10 protein-coding genes are annotated in these 12,644 nt (G+C 64.7%); 3 read left to right on the forward strand and 7 right to left on the reverse strand.

Annotation, left to right across the window (positions count from 1 at the left end; all coding sequences use genetic code 11):
* Positions 1–160: 160 nt before the first annotated feature.
* Together ON44_RS17700 and ON44_RS17705 are read right to left on the reverse strand one after the other, a co-directional pair.
* Positions 161–805, reverse strand: a complete 645-nt coding sequence (locus tag ON44_RS17700) for a response regulator transcription factor (RefSeq protein ID WP_040691407.1) — start codon at positions 803–805, stop codon at positions 161–163.
* A gap of 22 nt (positions 806–827) precedes the next feature.
* Positions 828–1,991: a sensor histidine kinase gene (locus ON44_RS17705; protein ID WP_245567208.1), complete on the reverse strand. Its 1,164-nt coding sequence runs from the start codon at positions 1,989–1,991 to the stop codon at positions 828–830.
* Between the two features lie 249 nt (positions 1,992–2,240).
* On the opposite strand from ON44_RS17705, the gene ON44_RS17715 reads away from it, so the two are divergent.
* Both ON44_RS17715 and ON44_RS17720 read left to right on the forward strand, forming a co-directional pair.
* Positions 2,241–3,194: an SDR family NAD(P)-dependent oxidoreductase gene (locus ON44_RS17715; protein WP_051182137.1), complete on the forward strand. Its 954-nt coding sequence runs from the start codon at positions 2,241–2,243 to the stop codon at positions 3,192–3,194.
* A 392-nt stretch (positions 3,195–3,586) separates the two neighbouring features.
* Complete coding sequence (locus tag ON44_RS17720; RefSeq protein ID WP_040691412.1) at positions 3,587–4,390, forward strand: SAM-dependent methyltransferase; 804 nt, start codon at positions 3,587–3,589, stop codon at positions 4,388–4,390.
* Between the two features lie 233 nt (positions 4,391–4,623).
* On the opposite strand, the gene ON44_RS17725 is transcribed toward ON44_RS17720, so the two are convergent.
* The 3 genes from ON44_RS17725 to ON44_RS17740 all read right to left on the reverse strand — a co-directional run bounded on the left by ON44_RS17725 (position 4,624) and on the right by ON44_RS17740 (position 8,959).
* Complete coding sequence (locus ON44_RS17725) at positions 4,624–5,769, reverse strand: lipase family protein (RefSeq protein ID WP_083897951.1); 1,146 nt, start codon at positions 5,767–5,769, stop codon at positions 4,624–4,626.
* 492 nt (positions 5,770–6,261) lie between these two features.
* Entirely contained in the window at positions 6,262–7,155 is an 894-nt protein-coding gene (locus ON44_RS17735) for a class I SAM-dependent methyltransferase (protein WP_040691417.1), read from the reverse strand.
* A 613-nt stretch (positions 7,156–7,768) separates the two neighbouring features.
* Complete coding sequence (locus ON44_RS17740) at positions 7,769–8,959, reverse strand: alginate lyase family protein (RefSeq protein WP_040691418.1); 1,191 nt, start codon at positions 8,957–8,959, stop codon at positions 7,769–7,771.
* A gap of 204 nt (positions 8,960–9,163) precedes the next feature.
* Between ON44_RS17740 and ON44_RS17745 the strand changes: the two genes are divergently transcribed.
* Positions 9,164–10,138 (forward strand): helix-turn-helix transcriptional regulator, encoded by a 975-nt coding sequence (locus ON44_RS17745; RefSeq protein WP_040691419.1) that lies wholly within the window; start codon positions 9,164–9,166, stop codon positions 10,136–10,138.
* A 113-nt stretch (positions 10,139–10,251) separates the two neighbouring features.
* On the opposite strand, the gene ON44_RS17750 is transcribed toward ON44_RS17745, so the two are convergent.
* Positions 10,252–10,782 carry a DUF8020 domain-containing protein gene (locus ON44_RS17750; RefSeq protein ID WP_040691437.1) on the reverse strand — a complete coding sequence of 177 codons (531 nt, stop codon included), beginning with the start codon at positions 10,780–10,782 and terminating at the stop codon, positions 10,252–10,254.
* Positions 10,783–10,954: 172 nt separating this feature from the next.
* On the reverse strand, positions 10,955–12,644 hold a 1,690-nt coding region (locus ON44_RS17755; protein WP_040691421.1), incomplete at its 5' end, for a cobaltochelatase subunit CobN.

Raw genomic sequence — 12,644 nt, forward strand, 5'->3', positions numbered from 1 at the left:
ATCCACCCGAACATCCGGGCGCATCCAGCCGGGCACGGTGACGACGAGCACCGAACGGTGGCTACGCACCGCGCGGGACCGCGACGGCGGTGCCTGTCCCTCGGCCGCCAGTACCTCGAACGCGCGCGCTATGCGGCGCAGTATCCGCACCGAGTCGGCTTCAATGCCCGTTCGTCGCGCCGAGGACCGCGAGTCGAACCCTGTTGGTGGCACCGGTTTTCGTCATCAGATTGCCGATGTGGGTTTTGACGGTGGTGACGCCGAGGTGCAGACGGTCGGCGATCTCCGCGTTCGACAGGCCCGCCGCCACCAGCGCAAGCACTTCGGCTTCACGTTGGGTAAGTCCTTGCGGCACAACGCGCTCGGTCGTTGCGCTCTTCTGTGCGGACACCGCTGAATCCACCAATCGCCGCAGCACGCTCTGCGCGAAGGGCGACTCTCCTGCGGCGGCACGGCGGATGCCGTCGAGCAGATCGGTGGGCGAAGCGTCCTTGACGAGGAACCCACATGCGCCCGCGGCGAGCGCCGGGTACAGGTGGTCGTCATCGTCGAAGGTGGTCAGTACAACGACGCGGATCGACGGCCTGGTCGCGAGAATCCGTTCGGTGGCACGGATTCCGTCCATGCCCGGCATGCGCAGATCCATCAGCACGACATCGGGAGTTGTCCGTTCGGCAAGCCGCACGGCCTCGCCGCCGTTGGCTGCCTGCCCTACCACTTCGAGTTCGGCATCGGTTTCGCAGAGCATGCGCAGGCCCGCACGGACCAGTTGCTGGTCGTCGACGATCAGCACACGAATGGTCATGGCCGCACGCTTTCCCGGATTATCACGAGGCCACTCGAATCGCCGGCGGCAGGGACGCGTCGAGCCGCCATCCGGAATCGCCTGGTCCGGCGACGAACTCACCGCCGAGCAGCTCGACCCGCTCACGCAATCCGATCAGCCCGAGGCCATGTCCGGATCCGGTTGCGGACCGTATTCCGTTATCGCACAACATAAATTCGACGGTCCGATCCTTACGCGCCGTGATGGTCAGCCACGCCGCCGCGCCCGAACCCGCGTGCTGCACGACATTCGCGACGCCCTCCTGGGCCAATCGCAGCAATGTCAACGCCCGCAACGCGTCTACGTCGGTGACAGCATCCTCGATCTTCACCTCCACGAAGCAACCCAGCTGCCGCGCTCGTTCCGCCACGGCAGTAACCGCGGCGGGCAGATCCGTCGGTGCGATGAAGGATTCGCCCGCCATCGCCGGATCCCGCAGCACCGATACGAGCAACCGCAGATCGGCGAGGGTTTCGGTGCCGCTGGCATGAATGTCGTCGAGTACTTCGCGCACCACTGGCGGCGCATCCGGCACCGCATGCCGGGCCACCCCGACGCGCAGCACCGTCGATGAGACGTGATGGGCGATCAGATCGTGCAACTCCCTGGCGATGGCGGTCCGCTCCAACGCCCGCGCGGCCGCGATATCGGCCTCACGCCGCTGCGAGATCTCCCCCGCCTCCCGCCTGGCTCGATCCGCACCCTCACGCGCCGCGCGCAGCAGGTTCCCGATCAGCATGGGCGCGCCCGCCATCACGAGCGCCCGGTAGCCGGTCGCGGCGGCCTCCCCCGCCGGGTGCAGCAGGTACGCCCCGCCCAATGCGCCCGCCGCCACCCACGGCTGCCATCCACGACAGCGCGCCGCGAGTTCGATAAGCGCAATGGCCGCACCCACTTTGGGCACCAGCGGTCCGGTACCGCCGATCTCGAAGCCGAGCACCAGCAGCCCGGTCACCAGCAGCGATGTAGCGAACGGCCATCTAACGCCGCCCGCGGTCGCGACTACCGCGAGCATGCCGATCACCCAATCCACGGGCTCCGGCGCATCCGAGAGCAAAAACAGGCAGCCGACTGCCGCTGCCAACAGCAAACCCATCCGAACCGGCAAGGCGCGCACATCGAGCAGCCAATCCATGCCCCTTGTCACACCTGCCGATTCCGCCACGCAAACCATGATGCCCCGCAGCCACTCGCCGTGACTCCTCCTCCTGGAGGAGAGCATCCTCCCTCAGGCCAGGTCTGCCGCTGCCATACGAACTGCATTCTGGCTTCGATTCTCGGTCGGCAACCGGTAGGTGACCTCAGGCAACTCCCCGACCGGCTCCATCCCGTGGTGGATGGCCATCCTCCCGGCGGCCGCATTGTGGGCCTCCGGGCGGATTCGGCTAAGTCCGGTAACAGCGACGGTAGAGCCATGACGCACGATGAGATCGAACCTGGGCCCGACAAACCGGCCCCCAGCCGACGCCGAATCCTTGGGATCGCGGCCGCCTCCGGGCTGGCGATCGGCGCGACCGCCGGATTGGCCGGAGGCATTGCACTGGGGGCGGATTCGAATCCGCCGCGGTTTCAGCCCATCGGATTGCGGCGGTTCGAGAACAAGGTGGTGTTGATCACCGGGGCGACTTCCGGGATCGGGGCGGCGGCGGCGCGATTATTCGCGGCCGAGGGTGGACGAGTCGCGTTCTGCGGCCGGCGAGTTGATCGCGGGCAGGCTGTGGAACAGGAGATTCGGGCGGCCGGTGGCGAGGCGACCTACTTTCGAGCCGATGTGCTGATCGAGGATGAGGTGCGCGGGTTCGTCGATGCCGCGGTGCGGACCTACGGTGGATTGAATGTCGCGTTCAACAATGCCGGGATCACCATTCAGAAGAAGTTGCACGAGTACTCCGCCGAAGAGTTCGACCGGGTCGTGCACACCAATCTGCGTGGCACCTTCCTGGCCATCAAATACGAAGTGCCGCACCTCATTCGGGCTGGTGGCGGGACGATCGTGGTCACCTCGTCGAGCAATGCGATCGCCACTGACGCGGGCCGTGGTGCCTATACCGCGAGCAAGCGCGGCCTGGCCGGACTCGTGCAGTCGGTGGCGCCCGACTATGCCGCCGACGGCATCCGCGTGAACACCCTCATCCCCGGCACCACCGATACCGAGCTGATCCGCCGCGCCGCCGGCATGGAAGCCATTCCCGACGACGCATGGCAGGTCTTCATGAAGCAGTGGGCCAAATCCAATATCCCCGGTCTCGGACGACTCGCCACCCCGCAGGAGATCGCCTCGTTCGCACTGACTCTCGCGTCCGACGAGCACCCGTACCTCACCGGTGCGCAACTGGTGATCGATGGGGGTAAGACGGCCCATGCGTGACACAGAGGTACGGCCCTTAGCTCGCGGCGAGTGCTAGGCGCTGGTGGCGGCGCACAAAGATACTCGGAATCGACGATCACATACAACTTCTCGCCCGGCCAGCGCCGACGCAAATGACTGCGGGAAGGCTCGAAACTCGGTCCAACGCTTGCGATCTCGGATCCGACGGTAGGGCGGACCGGCGGCCAGATCAAAGGTGCCGAATAGGCTAGCGTGGCAAGCATGGGACCAGTCCTGTTCGCCGACCCGACGTCGCCGCCGACAAGTGCTCGGCGCGTTCACACGCTTGTAGTGGGCCGCAAGATGCACCCCCCCAACGAGATTGAATCGACACGCCCACCTACCGCCCACTCGCTACCTTGACGTTACCTCGACCACGAAAGGACTCCGACGTGGAACCCGGCTCTCCTGTCGACCTGCGGCAGAATCAGCCCCACACCGCCCGAATGTATGACTACTACCTCGGCGGCAAGGACCATTACAGCGCGGACGAGAAAGCCGCTGAACAGGTCGTGGCCATCTGGCCAGGAGTGCGGGCGGCCGCGCAGCAGAACAGGGCCTTCACACACCGCGTGACACGATTCCTCGTAGACGCGGGCATTCGTCAATTCCTCGATATCGGAACCGGTATCCCGACCGAGCCGAATCTGCATCAGGTGGCCCAGCAGGTCGCGCCTGACGCGCGAGTCGTCTACGTCGACAACGATCCGATCGTGCTCGTCCACGCCAGGGCATTGATGGTCAGCTCACCTGACGGGCGTACCAACTACGTCTCCGCCGACGTCACTACACCCGAAAAGATTCTCAACGCCCCGGGATTGCTCGAGACACTGGACCTGACCCAACCGGTCGCGCTCAGTCTCAACGCCCTTATGCATTTCGTCCCCGACGAGCAGGATCCCTACGGAATAGTCGATGCTCTGATGGACAGGCTCGTTCCTGGCTCGTATCTAGTGATGACACACGTCACGCCAGACTTCGATCCGACGGCAATAGCTACCGTGGTCGATATCTACCGCCGCAGCGGCCTGCCATGCCAAGTTCGAAGCCGACACGAATTCATGCGATTCTTCGAGGGACTAGAGCTGGTCGATCCAGGTATAGAGGTGCCGCACCGCTGGCACCTCGACGGTGTCGCACCCCCGAAGAAAATGGACGCGCAAGTGTCCGCCTACGCGGGCGTTGCACGCAAGTAATACAACCCCGCACCCAGGACACCGACCCGGGACAAGGCCCGGCAAGCGCTCAGTAATCTCGCATCCGGGGCACCCAGGCCCGAGGAAGCCTCGCCTTGGCCATCCCCTGGATCATCGAGGAAACCGTCGAGGCAATCCACGCGGCCTCACGCCGGTGTGCTGCGGCTCATCACGAAGATCGGGATGAACGGTCGATATCAAGATCAAGGCCCCGTCAGGATCTGATACGGATATCAGCAGGCGACAGGCGCGGGCTCTCCGTGAACGCGGCCGTTGAGCCACCCCAGTACCTCAGGAGCGCCCGCTACCGCCGCGGACAAATGCTCGGGCACCGACACCAGCCGCGTCTGCAGCTGCACCCCGGCATTGCACCAGCGGCGGTTGGTTATGTTGATGGCATCGACCGGAATCAGCGGGTCGCTCGGCGAATGCCATTCGAACATGGGAATTTCCGGCACCCCGGGGTAGATCTCCAGACTGTTGTCCTCTACCACCGACCGGGCTTCGGGCTTGTCGAAGACCGAAGTGGTGGTGACGAACTCACGCGCACTGCCGTTGGCTCCGATGACGAGGATCTCATTGGTGCAGCGATTGGCCATGGCGTCACGCAGCGCCATACCACGCGGGTTCAGATATAAGCTGGTCGGCATTTCCTCCGGATACTCCCGCTCCAGACCGATTGCGGTCGCCATGGCCAGGCCGAAGGCCGGGTGCGGCTCGAGGCCCAGCGTCTGCGCCATCGTCACCAAATTCACCGGGACACCACCGATGGCCGCGCCCGCGAGCTGCAGCTCAGGCGCGTACGACGGCTGCAGCACTGCCGCCCATGAGGTGGCCAAGCCGCCACCGGAGTAGCCCGCCATCGCGACAGGGCTGTGCTGCACAGCGAGTTCGGGCAGACGTTTCGCCGCTCGGATGCCGTCCAACACGATGTGGCCACCCAAATGCGCCGCTCCGAGAGCGAACTGCGGTCCGAGATGATCCGGCATCGCGATACTCCACCCCTCCTGCAGCATGACGTTCAACATCGACGCCGTCGTCGACAGATTCACATCGCCGCTGTACAGCATGTGCGATACCGCGCAGCGGGTGCCCAGTGAGTTGATGAAATGCTGATACGACAGCAGCGGCCCGTCGGGCTGATGGCCGAAGGGGGTGAGGATCGTGGTTGTCGCCGCGATCGGCCCACCGTGCGAGTCGGTCGACCGGAATTTGACCAATGTGACGGTGGCGCCGGGGAAGAGGGGCACCGGCGGCATTGCCCGCACGTCGAGGACGTCACCGGGTTGGTGCGCGCCCAGATCCGCCGGGGCGGCGTAGAACGGGTCGGGATCGGGCTGCGGATACAGCGGTTCCGCGGTGGCCGTCGTCGCCAGCATCAGCGTGAGTGCAACGCCGAATGCACCGATAACAGCGGCCCAACCGCTGAACCTGCTGCCGAGGAAACGAAGATGAAACGGACGAGTCACGACCTTGACCTCCACGGATTGTTCGCGGTATTAGTCGACAAGCCAGGCTGAATCCAAATCCCACCGTCGGCAAATCTACAGCGACACGATGTGGAAAGAGCCGGATGCGCCGAAAATGACGCTTCGGGGCGGGATCGTGTCGATCTCGGACACTGCCCGCTCGTCGCTCGCCGAAACGGGTCGGATACATCCATGCCCAGTCCGTTCTCTTCCGGCGGTGAGCCCCACCAGCGGCGAGTTGTCGAGGTATCGGATCTCGTAGACCCGCTCGGTGAACCTCCAGCTGTAGGCCGTTCGCCGGCGGCGATCGTGGTAGATCGCATCGTTCAAATATGAACTGCCGCTTCGCAACCGGTCGAATTCACAGATGTGGACGCGGCCGGAGGCGGTGACGCCGCCGAATCAGAATGGCTTGATAGCTGTCAGATATCGCGTGCTGTCGAACATTTCCGCCAGTGGCTCCGCGACCGATGCCATCGGACGGTTGTAGCGTTCGGCCAGTTCCTGCAGGCGCAAGGATGAGGTGGTCCAGCCGTGGGCGGCGAGCGATTCAGCCGGATCGGTGCGTTCGTCGGTGTAGAACAGTGACGCGAGGTCGACCTTGCCGAACGGAGTGTCTTTCAAGTGTTCGGACTCCTGCTCGGCGATGCGGGCGATATCGACACCCTTGCCGACGGTCTCCGCCGCCACCTTGCTACCGGGCACCGAAAGCTGACCGATCCGTGCGAACAAGGCATCCTGTGCGGCGCCCGGCAGGTATGGCAGCAGCCCTTCCGCCGACCATGCGGTGGGCGAGCTCGGATCGAAGCCCGCCTCGACAAGCGCCGCGGGCCAGTCGCCTCGCAGATCGACGGCCACCTCGCGCCGGTCCGATCGCGGCACGGCGCCGGATTCGGTGAGCACCTGACGTTTGAACTCCAGCACCTTGGGCTGGTCGATCTCGAATACAACCGCGCCCGCCGGCCAATCCAGCCGGTAGGCCCTGGCATCCAGCCCAGCAGCCAGAATCACCGCCTGGGTCACTGCGTCCGCCGCCATGGACAGGAAGAATTCGTCGAAGAACCTACTTCGATATCCGATGAATCCAGAGGTGAACGGGATCTGCGCCCACAGCGTCGGATCGTTGATCAGTCGGTTCATATCCGAATCGCCGGATGCCACCACGAACTGGGCGGCGTACTCGTCATGGACGAGAGCATCGGGCCGTTTCGTCTCGATAGCGCGAGCGGCCGCGACGCCGAGCGCGGTCATGCCGACGCTGCTCACAATGTCCCAGGTATCGCCTTCGCTACGCATAATGCTGTCCCCTCGAAGTGTCCTGATTGCCATGGCTGACAAGTCGGAATCCGGGATTACGCTCGAGCGAGGAAGCGGGAGCCCTCTTGTTCGGCGTGGCAAATATGCTGCTGTCGATGGGTAGAGCTGGTTACGAACTCGATCATACGACCGCGTCTCGGGAGCACGGCCACCGCGTGCCACGGGTGGTCGCCAGGGGCTCGAAGCTCGACAGCCTCCGATTCACACCATGCCTCGGCCGGCCATGATGCGGGCGCCGGCGCGTACGGCATCCCAGTCCGTGGAGATGCGTCGGCTCAGCGCGCGAGGAAACCAGGTTTGCCAAGCCGAACCAGTGCAGCACATTGCGCTCACCCCATGGGGTGACCTCGTCGAGAGGCACCAGACCGAATCGAAACCGGATCACGGCTGTCATACAACCGCACGGGGTTTGATCGTGTCCATTCCGCGATAGCGAAACTCGCCGATCAGCGCGCCGCCGTCGGCCAATCGGACGTCGAGATCACCCCGATTGCCAAGGCTCCCTGGCGACTTGGCCGCATGCCCGGCTGAAGGGCATGCGCAGAGCATAGCGAAAGGGTCTGTCATCCGGTGGTGCGAGTTAATCGCGGTGTCAACGGTTTTCGGTGCCTGCGGTGGTGAGGGTTTCCCAGTCCAAGAAGTGGTCTACTGCGGTGGGGCGGTGGGAGTCGAGTAGTCGGCGGGTCACCGGGAGGTCGAGGCCGAGGGCTGAGGGGTAGTGGTTGAAGGTCATATCCCAGGTGGGTTCGAACGTGATCCGATTCAGTTTTCCGCCACACAACCAGTCCGGGGGTGCAGTGCCGGTGAGGTAGCGGGCGTGGAATTCCATTGCGGCGGTGAGGCGTTGTTGTTCGGCGGCGTATAGGTCGACGCCTTGATGGCGGGCGGTTTCGGCGGCGTCGATCGCGGCGCCGAGGCCCCATTGGGTATGAGCCAGGTCGCGGCAGGTTTCCTGGGCCAGGCCGTCGACGAAAGTCGTTTGTCCATACCAGAATTGAGTGATTTTGTCGGGCCCCTCGTGCAAGCCGCCGGGTGGTGCGAGCGGCAGGGGGCCGTCGCTGGCCGAGTAGATGTAGGCGGGGACTCGATTGCGCCACATGGCGACGGCTCGCTCGAAAAGGTGCCTGTCATCGAGGAATACGGCGCTCTGCATGGCGCCGTCGATCATGGACAGTTCCCAGTTACCGTTTTCGCGCGGTGCGCCGTCGACAATTTTGGGTAGGTAGACGGTGCGCAGCATGTCCGAGAACCGCGCGATATGGTCGGCGGGCCAGCGGTCGCTGGTGTGGCGGACGATCTCGGCGGCCTTCGGCCAGATCTCGGCTGCCCACGCCGTTTGGACTCGGGCGTTGCTGTTGGTGTGGTCGTGGATCGTGGCCGACCAGGCATCCATGAACTCCACGGCCTTGTCCGCGCGGCGCGGGTCGCCGGTGTAGGCCCAAAGAAGGGCCTCGGTATAAGCCGAGACAGCATCGTGGATCTCGTCGCTGCAGCCGTTATCCGGCTTGGAGTACGAACCGCAATCGACGACGTGCCGCGGCACGGGTACAGCGGACAGATCCACGTACTTACTCTGCTCAACCGCATGGGACGCGGAGATCCACGGCTCAGCGCCGGCCTTGACCCGATCGCGAACGAATTCGAGCTGCGCCTGGTCGACCAACACGCCCGGATGCACGAATTGGTTGGCGCTCGCCGGTACGGAATTCGCGTCCGTAACACCACCGCAAGCGGCTACAACCAACCCGGCAACTGCGATGACGATGCCAAACCTCGGTCTCACGTTGCCGGACGGTACCGCGACTCGGCAACGGCTGCACACCGGTGGGCACTCGGTCGAGCGCGCTCTAACTCCAACTCGTCGCGCAGCGGGATGCCGCATGTGCCCAATTCGGGAATCTCCGGTTTCAGGGTCCGTCGACGGCGATCGATGCCTACTCCACGAACGCGGAAGGCTTTGTTCCGCGATTGCTGGGATCATCGAGGGATGTTGGAGACTTCGGCGCGGTTGTTGCGGTTGTTGTCGTTGCTGCAGATGCATCGGGATTGGACCGGGCCCGCGTTGGCTGAGCGGCTCGGGGTTTCGACGCGGACTATTCGTACGGATATCGAGCGGTTGCGCAGGCTCGGGTATCCGGTGGATGCGACGCCGGGGGTTGCGGGTGGGTATCGGCTGGGGGCCGGATCTTCGCTGCCGCCATTGCTTTTGGATGACGAGGAGGCCGTGGCGGTGGCGGTGGGGTTGGCGACCGCGGCCAATGGGGCGGTGACCGGGATCGAGGAGACCTCGGTGCGGGCGCTGGCCAAGCTCGAACAGGTGCTGCCGTCGCGGCTGCGGCATCGGGTGCGTGCGCTGACCGCCGCCACCGTGCATGTACCGCATCCGGGTCAGTCGAATGTGGACGCGGGCGTGCTCACCGCCGTCGCCGCGGCGATCCGGGCGAGCGAGCGGCTGCGGTTCGATTACGAAACCCATTCCGACGCAATCGAGCAACGACCACCGTCGCGGCGCGAGGTGGAACCGCATCGGCTCGCGCATTGGAACGGCCGCTGGTATCTGGTGGCGTGGGATATCGGGCGTGCGGACTGGCGCACCTTTCGCGTCGACCGGATGACGCCGCGGACACCGAACGGCGCGCGCTTCACCCCGCGCAGTGTTCCCGAAACCGAAGTGGCCGAACGGATACAGCGCGGCGTCGGGGCGGCAACATGGCGCTACCGGGCCCGGGTGCGGGTGGCGGCCCCGGCTACCGCCGTGCGTACGCGGCTGCCCGCCGCCGTCACGGTCGAACCCGATGGTCCGAACCACTGCGTGATACAGGTCGGTTCGGACACTCCACATACATTGACGTTGTATCTCGGACTGCTCGATGCCGATTTCGAAGTCCTGGACGCGCCGGAGCTATCCGCGCAGCTGCGCGCAACCGCCGAACGGTTTCGGAAAGCCGCAGGCGACAATTGAAAAGCGATATGTCCTGAATTCCGATGAGCGGCAACCCCGGTCGGGCGAATTCTCCGGAAAGCCCGGCCGGGAGTACCCGTTCGAGACTTAGTCGAACAGCTCGATTTACCTGGTCACTGATTGGCGCCTGCGATACCGCCGATGATTCCTCCGATGACACAACCGGGAAGGAATCCGACGATAAAGAACAGGAGCCCGATCAGCGCGCCGACAGCGCATCCGATCAATACACCCGCGACCGTGGTTCCCGCGTCACCGATGAACTGCACCGGACCCGATTGCGGTGCCGGTGCGTTGACCGGCGTCAATGTCAATGTCGTTGCCGCGGCATCGACTTCGGGCGTGACCTGCACCTGCTGACCCGCCACCGTCTGCAGTGTGGTCGGCACGGTGGCGACCACGGAGCCGTCGGGTGCGAGCACCGTGATGCCGGCATCCGGCGTCAGGACGAACTTGCCCGAGGCCAGTGTGATGGTGGCATCGGAGCGGTCCGTCGCCACCGCCGCGGTGTATTGGACGCCGTGATCCACGCCGTTGAGAACTGTTTCCGACGATACTTCGGGCGAGCCGTAGGCGGTGGCCGCGGTGATGCCTGTCGCGGCAACGGTCAAAACCGTTGTCGCTACCAACTTTTTGATCTTCATTTCGATTTCCAATCATCCAGCCGATTCGATCGATGTATCCGAGAAACGGACATCGGACATCAATCATCATGCGCTCTCGACACACTCGGCGTCGCTGGAATCATGAAATCGAAATACGTTGCAAGATCAAATAATTCGAAATACCCAAGGAACTGGGGTATTGCATTACCAGCTATTCCAGTTCGCCTTCGGTCTCCAGGTAGATCTGCCGCAGTCGGTCGAGTGTTGCCTGCTCCGGATGCTCCCACAACTCCCGTTGCGCCGCCTCCAGCAGACGCTCGGCAATGCCGTGCAGCGCCCATGGGTTGGACTGCTCCATGAACTTGCGGTTCACGTCATCGAAAACGTAACTCTCCGCGAGCTTTTCGTACATCCAGTCGGCGACGACATTGGTGGTGGCGTCGTAGCCGAAGAGGTAGTCGACGGTGGCCGCCATTTCGAACGCACCCTTATAGCCGTGGCGGCGCATCGCTTCGAGCCAGCGCGGATTCACCACTCGGGCGCGGAAGACGCGCGAGGTCTCCTCCGAGAGCGTGCGGGTGCGCACGGCGTCGGGCCGGGTGCTGTCGCCGATGTAGGCCTCGGGATTCTTGCCGGTCAGCGCGCGCACGGTGGCGACCATGCCGCCGTGGTACTGGAAGTAGTCGTCGGAGTCGGCGATATCGTGTTCGCGGGTGTCGGTGTTCTTGGCGGCCACGGTAATCCGCCGATACGCGGTGCGCATATCGTCGGCGGCGGGTGCGCCGTCGAGGTCGCGACCGTAGGCGAAGCCGCCCCATGCGGTGTACACCTGCGCGAGGTCGTCGTCGGTGCGCCAACTCTTGGAGTCGATCAGTTGCAGCAGACCTGCGCCGTAGGTGCCGGGTTTGGAGCCGAAGATGCGGGTGGTGGCGCGGCGCTTGTCGCCATGTTCGGCGAGATCGTTCTGGGCGTGGGCGCGAACGTAATTCGACTCGGCGGGTTCGTCGAGGTCGGCGACCAGACGGACTGCGTCGTCGAGCAGCGCGAGCACATGCGGGAACGCATCACGGAAGAAGCCGCTGATGCGGACCGTGACGTCGATGCGCGGACGGCCCAGTTCCGCGAGCGATATCACCTCCAGGGTGGTGACCCGGCGGCTCGCCTCATCCCAGACCGGGCGGACGCCCAGCAGCGCGAGGACTTCCGCGATATCGTCGCCGGAGGTGCGCATGGCGGAGGTGCCCCACACCGACAGTCCAACCGAACGCGGGTACTCACCGTGATCGGCCTTGTATCGATCGAGCAGGGAATCCGCCATGGCCTGCCCGGTCTCCCAGGCCAGTCGGGACGGGACCGCCTTCGGGTCGACCGAGTAGAAATTCCGACCGGTCGGCAGGACATTGATCAGGCCGCGCAATGGGGATCCACTGGGCCCGGCGGGGATGAAACCGCCGTTGAGCGCGTGCAGGATTCGGTCGATTTCGATGCCGGTCTGGCGCAGCCGGGGCACGACTTCGGTCGCGGCGAAGCGCAGCACGGTTCGCACCGCGGCACACGTCGGGGCGGGTGCGTCCAGTGAGTCGACAAGTCCGTCGACGGCGTCTACGGACCACTCCGCGGCTTGCAGTGCGGCCAGCAGCTCACGCGCCTGGGTCTCCACCGCATCGACCCGTTCGCGCACCTCGGTACCGGATTCGTTCAGCCCCAAGGCCTCCCGCAGACCCGGCACATTCCATTCGCCACCCCAGAGCTGGCGCGCGCGGAGCATGGCGAGGACCAGGTCGAGTTCGGTCTCCCCCGCCGGCGCCTGCCCGAGGACGTGCAAACCGTCGCGGATCTGCACATCCTTGATCTCGCACAGCCAGCCGTCGACGTGCAGCAGCATATCGTCGAAGACATCC

Source organism: Nocardia vinacea NBRC 16497, from assembly GCF_000308835.1.
In the GTDB taxonomy this organism is placed as follows: domain Bacteria; phylum Actinomycetota; class Actinomycetes; order Mycobacteriales; family Mycobacteriaceae; genus Nocardia; species Nocardia vinacea.

Coding starts and splice junctions, on each gene's coding strand:
- ON44_RS17700 (WP_040691407.1), bottom strand. CDS start 805: ATGACCATTCGTGTGCTGATCGTCGACGACCAGCAACTGGTCCGTGCG.
- ON44_RS17715 (WP_051182137.1), top strand. CDS start 2,241: ATGACGCACGATGAGATCGAACCTGGGCCCGACAAACCGGCCCCCAGC.
- ON44_RS17725 (WP_083897951.1), bottom strand. CDS start 5,769: ATGCTGGCGACGACGGCCACCGCGGAACCGCTGTATCCGCAGCCCGAT.
- ON44_RS17735 (WP_040691417.1), bottom strand. CDS start 7,155: ATGCGTAGCGAAGGCGATACCTGGGACATTGTGAGCAGCGTCGGCATG.
- ON44_RS17745 (WP_040691419.1), top strand. CDS start 9,164: ATGTTGGAGACTTCGGCGCGGTTGTTGCGGTTGTTGTCGTTGCTGCAG.
- ON44_RS17750 (WP_040691437.1), bottom strand. CDS start 10,782: ATGAAGATCAAAAAGTTGGTAGCGACAACGGTTTTGACCGTTGCCGCG.